At 72.7% G+C, this 17986-nt stretch carries 11 protein-coding genes and 1 pseudogene; 7 read left to right on the forward strand and 5 right to left on the reverse strand.

What is annotated here, in order from left to right; all coding sequences use genetic code 11:
- Nucleotides 1–125 precede the first annotated feature (125 nt).
- A pseudogene (locus tag QA634_RS02545) lies at nt 126–3421 on the reverse strand (DEAD/DEAH box helicase).
- Between the two features lie 246 nt (nt 3422–3667).
- On the opposite strand from QA634_RS02545, the gene QA634_RS02550 reads away from it, so the two are divergent.
- Nucleotides 3668–5449: an SLC13 family permease gene (locus QA634_RS02550; protein ID WP_012330482.1), complete on the forward strand. Its 1782-nt coding sequence runs from the start codon at nt 3668–3670 to the stop codon at nt 5447–5449.
- Between the two features lie 33 nt (nt 5450–5482).
- On the opposite strand, the gene QA634_RS02555 is transcribed toward QA634_RS02550, so the two are convergent.
- Nucleotides 5483–6412 carry a LysR family transcriptional regulator gene (locus tag QA634_RS02555; RefSeq protein ID WP_012330483.1) on the reverse strand — a complete coding sequence of 310 codons (930 nt, stop codon included), beginning with the start codon at nt 6410–6412 and terminating at the stop codon, nt 5483–5485.
- Between the two features lie 98 nt (nt 6413–6510).
- On the opposite strand from QA634_RS02555, the gene QA634_RS02560 reads away from it, so the two are divergent.
- From QA634_RS02560 to QA634_RS02575, 4 genes are all read left to right on the forward strand, one after another.
- Nucleotides 6511–6891, forward strand: a complete 381-nt coding sequence (locus QA634_RS02560) for a hypothetical protein (RefSeq protein WP_012330484.1) — start codon at nt 6511–6513, stop codon at nt 6889–6891.
- Between the two features lie 264 nt (nt 6892–7155).
- On the forward strand, nt 7156–7791 hold the full coding sequence (locus QA634_RS02565; protein WP_012330485.1) for a MotA/TolQ/ExbB proton channel family protein: 636 nt from the start codon (nt 7156–7158) through the stop codon (nt 7789–7791).
- Nucleotides 7791–8255 carry an ExbD/TolR family protein gene (locus tag QA634_RS02570; protein ID WP_012330486.1) on the forward strand — a complete coding sequence of 155 codons (465 nt, stop codon included), beginning with the start codon at nt 7791–7793 and terminating at the stop codon, nt 8253–8255. The genes QA634_RS02565 and QA634_RS02570 overlap by 1 nt, the downstream gene beginning before the upstream one ends.
- Nucleotides 8252–9070, forward strand: coding sequence for a TonB family protein (locus tag QA634_RS02575; protein WP_012330487.1), 819 nt, complete (start codon nt 8252–8254; stop codon nt 9068–9070). The genes QA634_RS02570 and QA634_RS02575 overlap by 4 nt, the downstream gene beginning before the upstream one ends.
- A gap of 18 nt (nt 9071–9088) precedes the next feature.
- Here QA634_RS02575 and QA634_RS02580 read toward each other — a convergent pair whose 3' ends face one another.
- The 3 genes from QA634_RS02580 to QA634_RS02590 form a co-directional block, all read right to left on the reverse strand.
- Nucleotides 9089–10153 (reverse strand): LacI family DNA-binding transcriptional regulator, encoded by a 1065-nt coding sequence (locus QA634_RS02580; RefSeq protein WP_043700746.1) that lies wholly within the window; start codon nt 10151–10153, stop codon nt 9089–9091.
- A 925-nt stretch (nt 10154–11078) separates the two neighbouring features.
- Nucleotides 11079–11921: a DUF1868 domain-containing protein gene (locus QA634_RS02585; protein WP_012330489.1), complete on the reverse strand. Its 843-nt coding sequence runs from the start codon at nt 11919–11921 to the stop codon at nt 11079–11081.
- A gap of 3 nt (nt 11922–11924) precedes the next feature.
- Nucleotides 11925–14321, reverse strand: a complete 2397-nt coding sequence (locus QA634_RS02590) for a TonB-dependent receptor (RefSeq protein WP_012330490.1) — start codon at nt 14319–14321, stop codon at nt 11925–11927.
- Between the two features lie 336 nt (nt 14322–14657).
- Between QA634_RS02590 and QA634_RS02595 the strand changes: the two genes are divergently transcribed.
- On the forward strand, nt 14658–16571 hold the full coding sequence (locus QA634_RS02595; protein ID WP_012330491.1) for a potassium transporter Kup: 1914 nt from the start codon (nt 14658–14660) through the stop codon (nt 16569–16571).
- A gap of 191 nt (nt 16572–16762) precedes the next feature.
- Nucleotides 16763–17794 (forward strand): helix-turn-helix domain-containing protein, encoded by a 1032-nt coding sequence (locus tag QA634_RS02600; protein ID WP_012330492.1) that lies wholly within the window; start codon nt 16763–16765, stop codon nt 17792–17794.
- Nucleotides 17795–17986 lie beyond the last annotated feature (192 nt).

Here is a 17986-nt window from a genome sequence, read left to right on the forward strand (position 1 = left end):
GAAATGATCGTCCGGACAGCGTCCGAGCCATGATTCCGGACAGGCGATGACGGCTTTGGCCGGTGTCGTGACGGGCCGATCACCAGAGCGCCGCATCGCCCGCCGCGGGCTCCGGCCCCGCCCGCTCACCCCTGCGCCGCCTCCAGCGCCCGCACGAAGCGCCGCGCCAGCCGCCCGCAGGCGACCGGGTCCGCGCAGGGCCGGTGCAGGATCAGCCGGTCTCCCCGGCGCTCCACCTCGGCGATCGCCCGCGCCACCGCCGCGGCGCGGCCCGGATGGAAATCCGCCGCGAGGCCCTGCGGGCCGGCGCCGAGCTGCGCGATGCCGAGGTCGCGGCAGGCCATCCGCAGGCCGGCCAGGGTCAGCAGCGTCTCGGTCTCCGGCGGCAGCGGGCCGAAGCGGTCCTCGATCTCGTCGCGCAGGGCTTCCGCCTCCTCGGGGGAGCGCAGCCGCGCGATCCGGGCCGCGAGGCCGAAGCGCAGCTCCGGCTCGGGCAGGTAGGCGGCCGGGATCGCCCCCGCGAGGCCGAGGCGGATCTCGGCCGGCGCCGCCTCGGGCGGCTCGCCGCGGGCGGCGCGGATCGCCCGCTCCAGGAGGTCGCGGTAGAGGCCGAGCCCGATCAGCTTGACGTGCCCGGCCTGCTCCTCGCCGAACAGGTCCCCCGCCCCGCGCAGGTCGAGGTCGCGGGCGCTCAGCGCGAAGCCGGCGCCGAGCCGGTCCAGGGCCGTCAGGGCGCGCAGGCGCGCCTCGCTCGCCGGCGGGGGCGGCGCCTCCGGGTCGGTGAGCAGGTAGGCCGCCGCCCGGCGCTGGCCGCGCCCCACCCGCCCGCGCAGCTGGTGGAGCTGCGCCAGCCCGAAGCGCTCCGGGTGCCAGACCAGCATCGTGTTGGCGCGCGGCACGTCGAGCCCGCTCTCGATGATGTTGGTGGCCAGGAGCACGTCCCCCTCCCCTTCCGCGAACCGCACCATCGCCTCGTCCATCGCGGCCGGCGGCATCTCGCCGTGGGCGACGGCGAGGCTGAGGTCCGGCACGATGGCGCGCAGCCGCGCCTCCATCGGGGCGAGGTCGGCGATGCGCGGGCAGACCACGAAGCTCTGGCCGCCCCGGCGGTGCTCGCGGGTGAGCGCGGCCCGCACCGTCTCGGGGTCGAAGGGCGCGACCACCGTGCGGATCGGCCGGCGCACCACCGGCGGCGTCGCGATCACGCTCAGGTCCTGGAGCCCGACCAGGGCCGATTGCAGGGTGCGCGGGATCGGCGTCGCCGTGAGGGTGAGGACGTGCGCGCCGGACGCGGCGCGGCGCAGCCGCGCCTTCTGGGCCGCGCCGAAGCGCTGCTCCTCGTCGATGACGACGAGGCCGAGATCGGCGTAGACGAGGCCGCGCCCGGCAAGCGCGTGCGTGCCGATCACGAGGCGCACGCTCCCATCCGCCAGGCCGGCCCTCACCCGCTTGGCCTCGGCGGGCGGCACGAGGCGCGAGAGCTGGGCCGGGACGATCCCGAAGCGGGCGAAGCGGCGCCGGAAGGTCTCGACGTGCTGGCGCACCAGCACGGTCGTGGGTGCCGCCACCGCCACCTGCTTGCCGGCGAACAGGGCCGCGGCGGCGGCGCGCAGGGCGACCTCGGTCTTGCCGAAGCCGACATCGCCGCAGACAAGGCGGTCCATCGGGCGGCCGGCGGCGAGGTCCGCCATCACGGCGTCGATCGCGGCCGCTTGGTCCGGGGTCGGCGGGAAGCCGAACCCGGCGCCGAACCGCTCCATCTGGCGCTCCGGCGGGACGAGGGCGGGAGCCGTCGCGCGCCGGCGCGCCTCGGCGAGGGCGAGCATGCGCCGCGCGCTCTCGGCGACGGCCGCCTCCACGCCGGCGCGGCGCGTCGCCCAGGTACCGCCGGGGAGGTTGCCGCCGTCGAGGCGGTCGAGCGTCACCGCCTCGGCGGCGGCGCCGTAGCGCCAGATCCGGCCGGCCTCCGAGAGGGGGCGAGCCGCACCGCGTCGTCGGCGAAGCGCAGCCGCGCCGCCTCCCCGCCCCCGCCCTCGGGCCCGCGCAGGAGCTCCAGCCCCTCGAAGACGCAGAGCCCGTGATCCTCGTGGATGACGACGTCGCCGCGATGCAGGTCGGGATCGGCGAAGGGCAGCGCGGCGGGGGCGCCCTCCCGGCCGGGCGCGGCCCGGGCGGGCGCGGCCCAGGCGGGCGCGGCCCGCTTGCCGAGCAGGTCGGCCGCGGCGATCACCGTGAGGGCGTGGTCCGGCACCCGGAACCCCTCGGCGATCGGCGCCTCCAGCACCGCCACGCGGCCGGGCTCGGCCCGGAGCGCGGCGGCCCAGTCGCGCGCCCGCAGGAGCTTGTGCCCGAGCTGGTCCACGGCCTCGCGGGCGAGGCGCCCCAGCGCGCGGCCGGGCCCGGCCAGGATGACGCGGTCGCCCGCCTCGCACCGCGCGGCGAGGAAGCGCCCGAAGGCGGCGGCGGGGCGGCGCTCGCGGGCGAAGGCCGGCACCGCCCGGTCCTCGGACGGCAGGGCCGTGGCGATCCGGCGCCGCCCGAGGAGCGCCCGCCACTCCTCCGGCGCGAGGTAGAGCCCCGCGCCCGCCCGCGCGCCGCCCGCCTCCGCCAGCTGCTCGAAGAAGGCCTCGGCCCGCGCCTCCGCCCCGGCCTCGACCACGAGGCGGGCGCCCGGCACCGGGTCGAGGAGCGTCGCGAGGCGCGGGTAGAAGGCGGGAAGGCGGTGCTCCTGCCCGGTGAAGGGCCGCAGCGGCTCGGGGGAATCGGGACCGAGGATGAGCTCGGTCGCCGGGTCGATCAGCAGCTCGGCCGCCTCGCCGAGCGAGCGCTGGGTGACCGGATCGTAGGAGCGGATCGCCGTGATGTGCCCGTCCTCGTGCTCGACGCGGCACGGGACGGGGGCGGCGGCCGGGAAGACCTCGAAGGTGCGGCCGCGCAGGGCGATCTCGCCCGGCTCGTCGACCCGCTCGTCGGGGATGTAGCCGAGGCGCGTCAGGGCCGCCTCCAGCGCCTCGGCCTCCACCTGCTCGCCCACCCGCAGGAGGACGCGGGCCTGCGCCCAGGTCTCGGGCGGCGGCACGCGCTGGATCAGGGCGGGCGCGGTCGTCAGGACGATGGCGGGAGGAGCCGGCTCGGAGAGCCAGCGCAGCACCCCCGCCCGCGCGCCCATGGCGCCCCGCGAGGGCGAGGTGCGGTCGCCCGGCAGGCAATCCCAGGCGGGATAGACGGCCACGCCGAGCCCGGGGGCGAGCGCCCGCAGGATCGCGGCGATCCCGTCGAGGCGCCGCGCGTCCCGGGCCACCAGCACGAGGGGCGATGCCGCCGCGCTCAGGCTCAGGAGCGCCTCCGCGAGGGCGCCGTCGGGGAGGGCCGGCGCCACGATCTCCGCGCGGCGCGCGGCGCGCGGCTGACGCTTCACCATGCTTCCATCGACGTCTGATCCCTCCGCGCGGCGCGGACAACGTCCCGGCAGGCGGCAGGGTTCGCGGCGCGGGCCGCAGGAACAGCGCGCCGTCGCGAGCGGTTCTCCGAGCCCCGTCCCGGCCGCCAGGAGGCCCATGCCGCTCTCGCCCGGAGGCCCGCGCCGCCGCGGGACAAGTCCGCTCACCCGCCGGGGATCCGCGCGATCCTGTCCGGGATCGCCGCGATCCTGCCGGGGATCGCCGCGATGACGCATCAGCAGATCATCGCCTGCGCGCTCATCGCCGGCACGATGCTGCTCTTCGTCTGGGGGCGCCTGCGCTACGACATCGTGGCCGGGCTCGCGCTGCTCGGCGGGATCGCGAGCGGCCTCGTCCCGGCCAGGGAGGCGTTCGGCGGCTTCTCGGACGACATCGTGATCATCGTGGCGAGCGCCCTCGTGGTGAGCGCCGCGGTGGCGCGGTCGGGCGCCGTCGAGGCGGCCCTGCGCCCGATCGCACCGCGCCTGCGCAGCGCCCAGGCGCAGGTGGCGCTCCTCGTCGCGACCGTGGCGGTGCTCTCGGCCTTCATCAAGAACATCGGCGCGCTGGCGATCATGCTGCCGATCGCCTTCCAGCTCGCGCAGAAGGGCGACCGCTCGCCGTCGCTCTTCCTGATGCCGATGTCCTTCGCGGCCCTGCTCGGGGGCCTCGTCACCCAGATCGGCACCTCGCCCAACATCATCGTGGCGCGGCTGCGCGGCGAACTCACGGGGACGCCGTTCCGGATGTTCGACTTCGCGCCGGTGGGGATCGGCCTGATGGTGGCCGGGGTGGCGTTCCTGTGCGTCGGCTACCGGCTGCTGCCGCGCGACCGGCGCGGCACGCCCGGCCTCGACGCGGCGGTGGCGATCAGCGACTACGCCACGGAGGCGCGCCTGCCGCAGGACTCGCCCTTCGCGGGCCGCACGCTCTCCGACCTGACCGCGAATGCCGACGGCGAGGTCAGCGTCACGGGCCTCGTGCGGGACAAGACCCGCCGCACCGTGCCGCTGCCGGACGCGGTGCTGCGCGCCGAGGATCGGGTGATCCTGCGCGGCGACCCCACCGCCCTCGACCGCTTCATCGGCGAGGCCGGCCTGCTCCTCGACGGGCAGGACCGGCCGACCCGCGAGGAGGACGGGGCGGAGGACGAGGTCGGCACCGTCGAGGCGGTGATCGGCCCGACCTCGGTCCTGATCGGGCAATCGGCGGGCCGCATCGCCCTGCACGAGCGCTTCGACGTGAACCTGCTGGCGGTCAGCCGGGCGGGCAAGCGCTTCACCGAGCGCCTGCGCGACATCCGGCTGCGCACGGGCGACGTGATCGTTCTCCAGGGCCGCGAGGCGGGGCTGCCGGCGCGGCTGCGCGACCTCGGCCTGTGGCCCCTGGCGGCGCGCAACCTGCCCCTCGGCAGCGCCCGCCGGGGCTGGATCACCCTGTCGATCCTGGCCGCGACGGTGATCGCGGTCGCCTTCAGCCTCGTGCCGGTGATGGTCGCCTTCTTCGCGGCGGCCCTCGGCGTGGTGCTGTTCCGGACCCTGCCGGCCCGCGAGGCCTACGAGGCGATCGAGTGGCCGATCCTGGTGATGCTCGGGGCCCTGATCCCGGTCAGCGACACGCTGCGCACCACCGGCACCACCGACCTCTTCGCGGGCTGGCTGTCGCAGCTCGGAATCCTGCTGCCGGGCTGGGGCGCGGTCGGTCTCATCATGCTCGCCGCCATGGCGGTGACGCCCTTCCTCAACAACGCCGCGACGGTGCTGGTGATGGCGCCCCTCGCCGCGAGCTTCGCCACGACGCTGGGCTACCGCCCCGACGCGTTCCTGATGGCGGTGGCGATCGGGGCGGGCTGCGACTTCCTCACGCCGATCGGCCACCAGTGCAACACGCTGGTGATGGGGCCGGGCGGCTACCGGTTCGGGGATTACGCCCGCCTGGGCGCGCCGCTCTCGCTGCTGGTGCTGGTCGCGGGCGTGCCGCTGATCCTGCTGGTGTGGCCGCTGGCCTGACGCCCCCCTCCGGGTCCCGGAGGGGCCGCTCCGTCAGGCCTCGGCCGGCGCGGTGGCGAGGCGGCGCAGCAGGTTGCGCAGCCAGCGATGGGCCGGGTCGTCGTCGTAGGAGGCGTGCCAGAGCATCGACATGGCGACCTCGTCGAGGGGGACCGGCGCCGGGCTCACCGTCAGGCCGAGCGCCTCCGCGAAGAGGTGGGCGAGCCGGGCCTGCATGGTGGTCAGGACCGGGGCGCTGCGCACCAGGAACGGCACGGCGAGGAAGCGCGGCGAGGTGACGGCGAGGGTCCGGCTGCGGCCGAGCTTGGCGAGCGCGTCGTCGACCACCCCGTGCGCGGTCTCGCGCAGGCTCGTCAGCACGTGGGGAAAGCGCAGGTAATCGTCGAGCGAGATCGGCGGCGCGAGGCCGACCAGCGCCGCGTTGAACAGGCAGACGTAGGAATCGCGATAGAGCAGGCGCTGCTTGTGGTGCTGCTGGCCGCGGAACGACAGGTCGATGGCGAGGTCGACCCGGTCGGCATCGATCTCCTGCAGGATGTGGGCGCGGTCGACGGAGCGCAGGAGCAGGCTGATGCCCGGCGCCTCGGCGCGCAGGTAGGCGAGCAGCGTCGGGCCGAGCAGCACCTCGGTGGAATCCGGCAGGCTGATCGTGAAGGTGCGCGCGACGGTGCGCGGGTCGAAGGCCTCGTCCCGCCGCACCAGGACCTGGACCTGCCGCAGCAGCGTCCGCACCGGCTCGGCGAGGGAGAGCGCCCGCGGCGTCGGCCGCATGCCCTCCGGGGCCCGGGTCAGCAAGTCGTCGCCGAACAGCGCGCGCAGCCGCCCGAGGCTGCTGCTCATCGCCGACTGCCCCACCCCGACCCGCGCCGCCGCCCGCGTCACGCTGCGCTCGGCCAGCAGCGCGTCGAGGGCGACCAGGAGGTTGAGGTCGATCCGAGAAAGATCGATGTGATCAATAGTCATTATCGATGCGATCTGTTTGATCCATGCTGCGGCGCAGCGCATATGGGGCCCAGACGCGGTGCCGGATTGGGCGCCGCCAGCCTGAAAGTCTCGCCATCATGAACGCTCGCACGCTCGTCGTCGCGGCCGCGGCCGCCCTGTCCCTTCTCGGCCCCGCGCGGGCCGAACCGCTCGCGCCGGCGCGGGCCGGGTCCCTCGGACCCGCCCAGGCCCGGAGCATCGACCTCGGTCCCCTCGCCGGGGTCGCCTACTACACGCCCGAGCCGCGGGGCTACCACGTCGTGGTGACGCTCGCCCCGCGGGCGGCGGCCCCGGCCGTGCGGCTCGAAGGCGTGCTCGCCGAGGGCCAGAGCCTCACGGTCTCGACGCCCCGCCAGAGCGGCGCCGCGGCGCGGGTGATCGAGATCCGCCGCGAGGGCGACGCGGTCAGCGTCTCGGCCGGGCCGGTCGAGGTGCAGGAGACGGCGGCCCTCCGGTGAGGACGCCCGGGCCGGCGCGGAGCCCTCCGCGCCGGCCGCCCGGCCATCCAGGTCCGAGGGGGCCGCCGAGGGGACCGCCGAGGGGGCCGCATCGCTCCCGACCCGGTGTTTTCCCAGCACGACGCCCCGCTGACGCAAGGTTCACCCCGGGCCTGTCACGAAGCCGACACGGACGGAAGTAGTAGAACGTTCCAATTGCGCTCGGCGGGCTCTGCGGCGCCGATCGTCGGCGTGCCGGGACCCCGCCCATCCCGGGATTGCACGATGGACGCCGCAACGTTCTCACCGTCGGCCATGTTCTTCCAGGCAGGATTGGCCGGCCGGGCCGTGATCCTGACCCTCGTCGCCTCCTCGGCGTGGTGCTGGGTCCTGATCCTCGAGAGCCTCTACACCACCGCCAAGCTTCGGCGATCGCTGAGGGGTCTGGAGCGCGGCGAGGTTCCGGACCTCCTGCGGCCGGTGGTCGAGGCGGGGAGGCAGGCGGCGGCCCTCGTGCTCCCCGAGGAGAGCCCCGGCGAGGTGCAGCGGCGGACCGCCGCCGCGATGGAGCGGGCGGCCGCCCGCGCGATGACCGCCACGGAGGGCGGCTACTCGCACCTCGCCGTGATCGCGTCCGTGGCCCCGTTCGTGGGGCTGCTCGGCACGGTCTGGGGCATCATGAACAGCTTCATCAGCATCGCCGACGCCAAGGACACCAGCCTCGCCGTGGTGGCGCCCGGCATCGCCGAGGCCCTGGCGACCACCGCGATCGGCCTGATCGCCGCCATCCCGGCCGCCGTGGCCCACGGCCGCCTGGGCGCCGTGCTCGGCCGGCTGTCGCAGCATATGGGCCATCTCATCGAGGCGCTCGCCGTCGACCTCGTCGTCAAGGCCCGCGCGGTCGACCGGGGAGCCCGCTGATGGCCTTCTCCAGCCGCGGGAGCGGCCCGTACGGGTCCTCCGCCGACATCAACGTCACGCCGCTCATCGACGTGATGCTGGTCCTCCTGATCGTCTTCATGGTGACGGCACCGCTGCTGACGACCGGGATGAAGGTGAACCTGCCGCAATCCCGGGCCGCCAAGCCCATCGACCCGAAGGAGCCGGCGGTCGTCGCCGTTGCCAAGGACGGCAGGGTCTTCATCGGCACCGACGAGATCGCGCTCGACCGGCTCGTCCCGGCGGTGACGGCGGCGATCGAGAACGACCTGTCGCGGGTCGTTCACCTGAGGGGCGACAAGGACGCCTCCTACGGCGACGTGGTCAAGGTCATGGACCTGCTCGCATCGAGCGGGATCACGCACCTCGCCGTGGTCGCCAACCGCAGGAGCGCCGGCGAGGCGGGACACCCCGCGCCCCGGCGGGCGACGGGATCCGAGCCATGACCGCGGCGGGACTCGCCGAGGCGCGGGACCTCGCGCCGCCGCGGTCGAAGGGGGACCATCCCCGCGCGCTGGCGCGCGCAGCGGCCTTCGCCGTCGCGCTCGCGGCCCATGGGCTGCTCCTGTGGGTGCCGCGGCCGTCCCCGGCGCCGCCCTCCGCCGTCGAGACCCTCGAGATCAGCGTGGTGGCGCAGGGCGACGCCACGACCGACGAGGCCGAGGAGACGCGCAGCGCGGCCGAGATGCCGCCGGAGCCCGAACCCGCGCCGCCGGAGCCGCCGCTCCCGCCCCCGCCGGCGGAGGCCGAACCGCCGCCGGTCCGGGAGAGCCCGGCCGCCCCGGCGATCCCGGTCCGCCCGCCGGAGCCGCCCGCGCCGCCGCGACCTGCCCCGCCCAAGCCGCCCAAGCCGCGCCCGCCGGAACGGCCGCGGGCGGAGACGAGGCCGCCGCGCAAGCCCGACTCCAAGCCCAGCCAGGCGAGCATGGCGCAGCACCGGGCGCATGCGGGGGCCGACCAGGGCGCGAATATCCGGTCCGGCCAGGCGGTCGCGGCCTACGGCGCGATCCTGAAGGCGGAGATCAACCGGCACAAATCCTATCCGGCCGCGGCCCGCGACAGGCAGGCATCCGGCGTGGTGATGGTCAGCTTCGCGATCGGGCCGTCGGGCCGCATCGCGAGCGCGGCGATCGGCCGATCCTCGGGCGATCCGGCCCTGGACGCGGCCGCGCTGCAGGCGGTGCGCGCCGCCAGCCCGCCCCCGCCGCCCGGAGGGCATTTCAGCGGCCGCATCGCGATCGAGTACGCGCTGCGGCGATGACGCGGCGGTCCCGCCGCGTCATCGCCGCGCCTCCGCGAAGGGCCGCGTGGAGTCGCGCACCACGAGGCGCCCCGGGTACAGCTTCTGCGCCGGATCGTGCGGCGCCCGCACGCCCTCGATCATCTCGATCAGGGTCGTGACCGCGAACTCCACCATCTCCAGCGTCGGAACCTCGATGGAGGTCAGGCGCGGCACCGTGTAGGCGCACTGGACCAGGTTGTCGAAGCCGACGACGCTGATCTCGTCGGGAACCCGGACGCCCTGCTCGTGCAGCGCCTTCAGCACGCCGAAGGCGACCCGGTCGTTGGCGGCCACGATCGCGTCGGGCCGCGGCGCACGCCTGAGCAGGCGCAAGGTCGTCCGGTATCCGCTCTCCGAACTCCAATCGCAGGGGACCACGAGGTCGTCGCGCGGGCGCAGGCCCGCCGCCGCCAGGGCCTCCCGGTATCCGCTGAGCCGATCGGCCACGGCGGGCAGGTGCCGGCCGTCGCGCTCGCCCTTGTAGAAGCAGATCGCCTTGCAGCCGGTCCGGACGAGGTAGCCGACGATCTGGCGAACCGCGTCGCGCTCCGCCCGCATCGCGAAGCTCGCCTCCGGCACGTCGAGGCCGAACACGAAGAACGGGACGGACTTGGCCCGCAGCGAGGCGATCAGCGGGTCGTCGCGGCGGTCGGCGAGCACGACCATGCCGTCGACCCGGGCCTCGCTCACGAGGCTCGTGATCCTGCTCAGGCCGTCCGGCTCTCCGGCGTTCCAGCGGCGATGGACGAGCATGTAGCCGTGGCGGTCCGTGACGTGGGCGAAGGTCTGCAGCACGATGCCCTGGTAGGTCTCCTGCATCATGCCCGTCACGTCGTCGTAGGGCTGGGCGCCGACCGAGAACACGCAGGCGATGCTGCGGCTCGGCTTCTTGCGCAGCGAGCGGGCCGCGAGGCTGGGGACGAAGTCCAGCTCCCGCATCGTCGCGCCCACCATCTCCCGCGTGGAGCGCGCCACCTTCTCCGGGTGATTCAGCACCAGCGACACCGTCTGAAAGCTCACGCCGGCGCGGCGTGCGACATCCTTGATCGTCACGCGAGCCATCTTCACCTCAGAGAACGTGATGGGATCGAAATTCCGGTCTCCAGAGGCCCGCCAGCCGGTCGGCTCTCCTGCGATCGATGACGGTCATTGCGAAACGTTCATGCTCATTCAGATCGGCCCTGATGTCGAAGATCCGGCTTCGCACGCGGGAGCGCTTCTTCCCAGGTACAGGGGTCGCCAGGTACAGGGGTCGAGTATTGGCGCCGGGTGGAGGACCCGGTCCTCGATCACCCTGGGTTCATGATCCCCGGACATCGTCTTACCGATCGAACCTGAAGCGATCCGGCGCCGTTGTCCAGGCTCGGCCGAAGGATTCGTCGGGCGCGGGGCTGCCGGCCTCGACGGGGAGCCGGAGGTGATCTCGGGCACCGGACGCGGCCGGGCGAGGCACGGCGCCCGACCGCCGCGTTCAGGCCGGGGCGGGCGTTGCGCCGCCTCCATCCCGCCCGCGCTCCCGACGCGCGGGCCGAAAGCCGAGCGGCAGCCGAGGGCGAAGCGCCTCGTCCCGGGACACGATCCACCCTCAGGCCGCCGGATCACGGCGCCCCCGAGCGGACCCGCCTCGGCAGGCCGGCGCCTCGCATGATGCGAAAACAAGAGATCGAGCAGAATCGCCCCATGGCATTCTGCCTAGAGCATTTTCCGACGAAGTGGATGCCGGTCCGTCGAAGACAATGAGGAAAAATCAAAGGCCCGTCGCATGTCCCGCTGAAGTGGATGCCGGCTCGGCGCAGGTGATGCCATAGGTGCCGGATCCGCCGCAGGTTTGCGTGGCAGAACCGGCGACCGCGCTCGTGATCCGGGATCCGCTTGATCGAAGCGGATCCCGGATCCCAAGCCCGCGCGGCGCCTGAGCGAAGCCGACATCCGCATTCCCGAAATGGGAGATGGCGAAGCCATCAACCGGATGGCGTATGAAACCCGTTCAGGGCCGACGGCGCGCGAGACGAAGCCGCGGGCGGAACTGGAACATGTCGTCGAAGAAGCAGAAGGCCGGCGGCCCCAGTTCGAGGACCGGCAGCGCGGCGGCGAGCGCCGCGATCGCCTCGCGCCGGACGACCCGGTAGCGGGCCGCCTCGGCCTCGGTCAGGGGGGCGATCGCGTAGGTCTGCGTGGTGTGGAAGCGGTAGGTGTCGTGACCCGGCTGACGCAGCTTCAGGAGATCGGACAGGCGGTCGCGCAGGCCCCGCAGCTTCGCCTCCTCGGCGGCATCGACCGGGATCAGCCGGATCGCCTCGCCCGGCCGCACGTCGCGGTTGGAGGCGCCCTCGGCCACCTTCATCCGGAAGCGCGGCGCGCAGCCGAGGTCGAAGGTCTCCAGCTTCTCCAGGAAGACCCGGTCGCACTGGCCGAGCGGCGCGTCGAGGGGCAGGTCCGCCGGCCAGAAGCCGGGCTTCCGGACGAGATCGACCACGCCCTCGAAGACCGTCATGTGATAGCTCGACGGGGGCGTGAAGACGAACTTGTCCGCGTAGGGTTCCGCCGCGATGGTCGCGCGATACGCCATCAGGGCGGCGGCCGGACCGTCGATGTCGATGGGGCACACGATGGTGTTGCCGGGACAGGGCAGCAGCTTGCCCCGCGACGTGAACTTGACCCCGATCCAGGGGAAGGGCCGGGACGCCGCCGCCGGATCGGAACTCGCCAGGGCGGCGCTCACCGGCCGTCCCGGCCCGCTGCCCCACGCGGCGGCGCCGGAGAGTTGCAGGATGCGGCGGCGCGAGATGATCCGGCTCCCGCCGTCGCACCGCCTTTCGCGCCTCGTCATGGCTCAGAAATCCAAGGTCAGGCTGGCGGTGACCGCGAAGGGCGAGCCGAGATAGAAGCTCGGCGCGTTCGCCGCGCTGAGCGCGAAGCCGGTCGTGTTGCCAGGGTTGATGTAGATGTACTTCTTGTTGAAGAGATTCGTGACGTTCAGCTTGAATAGCCCGTCCTGCGCGCCCGGGATCGCCTCGACCAGGGATGTGCCCTTCAGCTTGTAGCCGAGACCGAGATCGACCGTGGCGTAGCCCGGCAGGGAGATGTCGTTGGTGAGCGTGGCGTAGACCTCGCTGGTGTACTTGGCGCGGGCGAAGGCGAAGAAGGGCCCGTTCTCGTACATCACGGTCGACGCCGTCAGGGACAAGGGGGAGTTGAAGTAGAACTTGCCCTTGGTGCGCAGCGCCGGCGATTTCGGGTCGGGAACGATGTTGCCGTCGATCGTGTCGTGGTTGATGGCCTGGGAGAGCAGCACGCTCCAGCCCTCGTACGGCTTGGTCGCCACCTCGACCTCGGCGCCGACCGCGGTGGTGCTGCCGATGTTGGTGTACTTGCTCGAGAGGGAGCCGTCGCCGTTGGCGGTCTGGGCGATCCGGTCGCTGTACTTGATCAGGAAGCCGGTCGCGTTGACGTCCAGGAAGTCGCCCTTCAGGCGGTAGCCCAGATCGAAGCTCAGGGCGCGCTCCGCCTTGATGGTCGGCACCTGGATCAGGTTGGTGGCGCCGTTGACCAAGCGGCCATCCGCGAAATTGGGCGGGACCCTGGCATTCATCGACGCGTTCGCGAAGACCTGGTTCGCCGCGTCGAGATCGTAGCGCATCCCCACCGCCGGCAGCAGGAAGGCGTAGCTTCTGTTCACCGTGTAATCCAGGTACGAATCCGTTCTGGTACTCGTGCCGGACGGAAGATTATGGAAGCTGCGCGAGTAGAACTTCTGCCGCAGCGAGAGATCGACGTGCATGGCGTCATCGAGCAGCGATATGCTGTCGGAAATCGCCACCGTCGTATTGTAATAATCCGTCTTCCAGTTGCGGTTCGTGACGATATTTCCGTCGAAGCCGCGCAGAAGGTTCGACTTGAACCAGATATCAGGCAAAGTGTTATTCGTCTGATCGATCTGCTGGAACGGATTCATTTGATGCTGATAGGTGTACTCGGTCCAGAGGCTGCCCGTGACGGTGTGGTTGTCGAGCCGCCCGGTGAGGCTGACGACGTTGCCGACCCGGTCGAAGTCGCTCTGGCTCATCTGGCCGAGCAGGGCGTTGGTGCCCCGGGTGCCGTAGGCCGAGAAGGCGCCGATCGGGCTCGACAGGAGCTTGCCGGCGTAGCCGGCCTCCTTGAGCACGATCTCGCTCGTGCTCCCGGATTCCTGGTGCAGGAAGTAGGGCGTCAGGCGCAGCTCGACGCCGTCCGAGAGCGGGAAGCGCCCGTCGATCGACGCGTAGGCGTGGCGGCCGGGCTCCCAGGAATAGCCGGAATAGCCGGTATTGGCCGGCGTGGGGGTGACCGCCAGACCGATCGCCGAGAAGACCGCGCCCGGACCGGTGAGGATCGTCGGCGGCGTCCGCAGCCAGCCATTGCGATAGCCGAAGGCTTGGTACTGATCCTTCGTCACGGTCCGGACGAAGGTATTGGCGAACTCGTTGTAGAACGACGTGAAGCTGATGCTGCCGCCATTGTCGAGCTTGACGTCGAACCGGCTGTCGACGTGATGCCGCTCCGCCTCTCCGGGGCCTGCGAAGTAGTCCGACCGCGCGTGCGAGTAGGACACGTAGCCCTTCAGCACCTCGTCGAAGAGGGGGCCGGTATTGGCGCGCAGGAACGTCTTGTTGAGGAAGTAGGAGCCGAACGATTGCGAGAAGGTGACCGCCGGCGCGTCGGCCGGTCGGCACTGCTCCATGCTGACCTGGCCGCCGATGGCGCCGTGCTGCGCGACCGTGCCGGCGCTCGTCCCCTGCGTGACGTCGACGGCGCAGAGATTCTCGCTGTCCGTGTAGATCTGGGGCAGGACCGAGAAAGTGCCCGGATCGTTGAGCGGCACGCCGTTGAGGGAGAGGCCGATCTGCGTGCTGTCGAAGCCGCGGATCGAGTATCCCCCGCCGAACAGACCCGAGGGATCGCGCGAATAGGAGTTCACGCCGGCGATTCCGCCGATCCGCTGCGCCAGATTCGCGGTGCCCGGCTGCCGCGCGATGTCCTCCCGGCGCAGGGTGGTGGCCGCCGCAGTACCGTTCTGCTCGGCCAGGAGCGGCGCCCCGCGGTCGCCCGCCCCCTCGCCGCGCGCCGCCGCCGCCTCGACCGAGACCGTGCCGAGGTCGGTTGCCCCCTGTGCCAGGGCGGCGTGCGGGAGGGCGGCCGCGGCCAGACACGCGATCAGCCCTTTATAGAACGTTCTAATTTTCACCGACATGCCCCCACAGCACGCGTCGCGCCGCGGCCCGCCCCCTCGTGACGCGCCGGCTCACGGACCAGATTCGGCGCCGCGCCGCGGCGGGCGGGCCCGATTTCTCCTGGAACGTTCTAATTCTTACCCAGAGGAAGCTGCAGATTTGTGACACCCGCGCGGGACGCGGCCGGACCGGCCGGCTGGCCGAGGCGACCTCATCCGGGATCCCGAATGCCGGCCGCGCCGTTCTAGGGGCTGTGAGGGACCGGAGGCGGGTGTCGTGCTGGCCCGGGCCGAGCGCCCGGCAGGAGCCGAGGGCAGCCCACCCGATGGGCGCGGGCCGCAGCGAGGGAGGCCAAGGTGGAAGCGACTGCAGAGGCGGACCAGGTCCATGCTCCCATCCCGCGCGTCCCGGCCGCCCTGGCGCTCGGCGCCCTCGGCATCGTCTACGGCGACATCGGCACGAGCCCGCTCTACGCCCTGAAGGAAACGATCCGGGCCGCCTCCTCCGGCGGCCCGCCCCGGGCCGAGGCCGTGGTCGGCTCGGTGTCGCTGATCCTGTGGGCCCTCGTCCTCATCGTCTCGATCAAGTACGCGATCCTGATCATGCGGGCCTCCAACAAGGGCGAGGGCGGCATCGTCGCCATGCTGGCCCTGCTCGGCGCCCGCCACGCGCCGCCCCGCTCCTGGCGCGCCATGCTGCTCGTGCTCGGCCTGGTCGGGGCCGCCCTGCTCTACGGGGACGGCGCGATCACGCCGGCCATCTCGGTCCTCTCGGCGATCGAGGGCCTCAAGGTCGACGCGCCCGGGGTGAAGCCCTTCGTGGTGCCGGTGACGCTGGTGATCCTGATCGGCCTGTTCGCGGTGCAGCGCCGGGGCACGGGCTTCATCGGCCGCATCTTCGGGCCGGTCATGCTGCTGTGGTTCTGCGCCATCGCCCTCGCGGGGGCCGCCGGCATCGTCGGCGACCCGCGCATCCTCGCGGCGCTCAACCCCGCCCACGCCGTCGAGACCCTGCTGACGGCGGGCCTGCCGGTCAGCTTCGCGATGCTCGGCGCGGCCTTCCTGGCGGTGACCGGCGGCGAGGCGATGTACGCCGATATGGGCCATTTCGGCTGCGGCCCGATTCGCCTGGCGTGGTTCTCGATCGTGCTGCCGGCCCTGGTGCTGAACTATCTGGGCCAGGGCGCGCTGCTGCTGCAGGACCCCTCCGCCCTCGAGAACCCGTTCTTCCAGCTCGTGCCGTCCTTCGCGCATTACCCGATGGTGGCCTTCGCGACGCTCGCCACGGTGATCGCCTCGCAGGCGATCATCTCGGGCGCCTTCTCGCTCACCCAGCAGGCGATCCAGCTCGGCTTCTTCCCGCGCATGCGGATCGTCCACACCTCCAGCCGGGAGGCGGGCCAGATCTACATCCCGCTCGTGAACTGGCTGCTCGCCGCCGCGACGCTGGGGGCGGTGCTCGCCTTCGGCTCCTCGGACGCGCTGGCGGGCGCCTACGGCATCGCGGTGTCGCTGCTGATGGTGATCACCACGGTCCTGGCGACCCTGATCGCCCTGCACTGGGGCTTCAACCCGCTCCTGGTGCTGGCCGCCAACGGGACGTTCCTGCTCGTCGACCTCACCTTCTTCGGCGCGAACAGCCTGAAATTCCTGGAGGGCGGCTGGTTCCCGCTGCTGCTGGCGGCCGGCGTCGCCTTCCTGATGCTGACCTGGCGCCGGGGCATGCTGCTGATGGAGGAGGCGCGGGTCCAGGTCCGGCTGCCCGAGAAGGAGTTCCTGGCCCGGGTCGAGGCCAAGCACCTGCCGCGCATTCCCGGCACGGCGGCCTTCCTGACCTCGGGCGACGAGGGCATGCCGCTGCCGCTGATGAATTTCGTGCATCATCTGCGCGTCCTGCACGAGCGGGTGCTGCTGGTGACCGTCAAGGGCCTCGACGTGCCGCGGGTCCCGATGGCCGAGCGCTTCACCGTGGTGCCGATCACCCCGGACGTGACGCGCCTCGTGCTGCGCTTCGGCTTCATGGACGGGACGAACGTGCCGGCGGTGCTGCGCGCCGCGGTGGAGGCCGGCCACCTGCCCGGCATCGACCCCGACCGGCTGACCTACCTCATCAGCCACGAGACGGTGGTGCCGTCGCCGCAGCATCCCGGCCTGTCGGGCTGGCGCGAGGAGATCTTCGCGCTCATGCAGCGCAACGCCGAGGAGACGGCGAGCTACTTCTGCGTCCCGACCAAGCAGGTGATGGAGGTCGGGGCCGAGGTGCCGGTCTGAGGCGGGATCCGGCGCAGGCGGGGAGACGGCGCGGCCCGTCCGGCCGCCTCGCCGCCAGCGCAGTGTTGTGCGCCGGCAACAGGCCGCCCGATTCCGCCGCGCGGCGCGGCGTGATCGCGCCGCGCGTGCTGCCAGCCCGCTGACCTTGGGTTATCCGCGCGCGGATCATCGTGCGGCGACGCAGCAGGCCCATGGCGGATCGGACCATCCAGAGCGGCGGGAGCGACGGCGCGCGGGTGCTCAGCCACAAGTTCGAGCCGCCCGCCGATCCGCGCGACCTGGCGCGCGCGTGGTGCGAGCACATCGCACCCGCCTTCGAGGTCGGCCTGCGGCCCGAGGCCGACCTGTCGGCGCCGATCGCGATGCAGACCTACCACCTCGGGGACCTGATCGTCGGGGACGTGATCGCGCCCGCCCACGTCCTGGAGCGCGGATCGCGGATGATCGAGCGGCAGGGGATCGACCACATCCTGATCCAATTCTACCGGCGCGGGCAGAGCACCGTCGAGCGGCGCGACGGGAGCGAGCGGGTCACGGAGGGGCAATGCGTGGTCTTCGATCTCGCCCAGCCCGTCCGCATCGTCGCCGAGCCGGTCGATGCGACGAACCTCGTCGTGCCCCGCGCCCGCCTGGAGGACCAGGGATGCCAAGTGGGCGGCCTCCACGGCCGCGCCTTCGACTACGACGGCGACCCGTTCGGACGGCTGTTCCACGAGTTCCTCGCCAACCTCGTCGCCTGCGGCGACCTGCTCCATCCGCGCGAGGCCGCCGCCGGCGCGCGCGCCCTGGTGCAGCTCTGCGACACCTTCCTGCGCGGGCGCGCGGGGAACGGCCCCCCGCAGAACCTCGACGCGCGCATCCGGGTCCGGCGCTTCATCGAGCGTCAGCTTCACGATTTCGACCTGGGCCCGGCCATGATCGCGGCGCAGCTGGGCCTGTCGCGCTCCACCCTGTACCGCCTCTTCGGTGAGACGGGCGGCGTGCTGGCCTATATCCGGGACCGCCGCCTGATGCGCGCGATGCGCCTCCTGGTCCGGTCCGACGCGGCGCAGCCGATGCGGATCTCGCAACTCGCCTACGCGGTCGGCTTCGCCGACGAGAAGACGTTCCGGCGCGCCTTCCGGCGCCGGTTCGGGTTCCTGCCGAGCGAGGCGATGGCCTACCAGCTCGGCCCCGACGATGCCGGGATGCCGGTCCTGCGCCGCTGGTTCGACAACCTGTAGGGACGATGCCGGGGAGGCTCGGGATCGGTCCGGCCGAAGCGGCCCGCGCGTGCGGCGCCCCGGGCAAGCCCGGGGCGCCTCTCGGAAGAGCGGCCAGGTGATCGGGACTGGGGACGCGTCCGCCGAGATTCGCTCGAGCGCCCGCTCATCCGACATCCGGTTGATGGCTTCGCCATCTCCGATTTCGGCCAT

The organism is Methylobacterium sp. CB376 (assembly GCF_029714205.1).
GTDB lineage: Bacteria > Pseudomonadota > Alphaproteobacteria > Rhizobiales > Beijerinckiaceae > Methylobacterium.

Bases quoted from the DNA above. Each gene is read 5' to 3' on its own strand.
- QA634_RS02585 (WP_012330489.1), bottom strand. From the start codon at position 11,921: ATGACGAGGCGCGAAAGGCGGTGCGACGGCGGGAGCCGGATCATCTCG.
- QA634_RS02600 (WP_012330492.1), top strand. From the start codon at position 16,763: ATGGCGGATCGGACCATCCAGAGCGGCGGGAGCGACGGCGCGCGGGTG.
- QA634_RS02580 (WP_043700746.1), bottom strand. From the start codon at position 10,153: ATGGCTCGCGTGACGATCAAGGATGTCGCACGCCGCGCCGGCGTGAGC.
- QA634_RS02575 (WP_012330487.1), top strand. From the start codon at position 8,252: ATGACCGCGGCGGGACTCGCCGAGGCGCGGGACCTCGCGCCGCCGCGG.
- QA634_RS02590 (WP_012330490.1), bottom strand. From the start codon at position 14,321: ATGTCGGTGAAAATTAGAACGTTCTATAAAGGGCTGATCGCGTGTCTG.
- QA634_RS02555 (WP_012330483.1), bottom strand. From the start codon at position 6,412: ATGACTATTGATCACATCGATCTTTCTCGGATCGACCTCAACCTCCTG.
- QA634_RS02570 (WP_012330486.1), top strand. From the start codon at position 7,791: ATGGCCTTCTCCAGCCGCGGGAGCGGCCCGTACGGGTCCTCCGCCGAC.
- QA634_RS02550 (WP_012330482.1), top strand. From the start codon at position 3,668: ATGACGCATCAGCAGATCATCGCCTGCGCGCTCATCGCCGGCACGATG.
- QA634_RS02565 (WP_012330485.1), top strand. From the start codon at position 7,156: ATGGACGCCGCAACGTTCTCACCGTCGGCCATGTTCTTCCAGGCAGGA.
- QA634_RS02560 (WP_012330484.1), top strand. From the start codon at position 6,511: ATGAACGCTCGCACGCTCGTCGTCGCGGCCGCGGCCGCCCTGTCCCTT.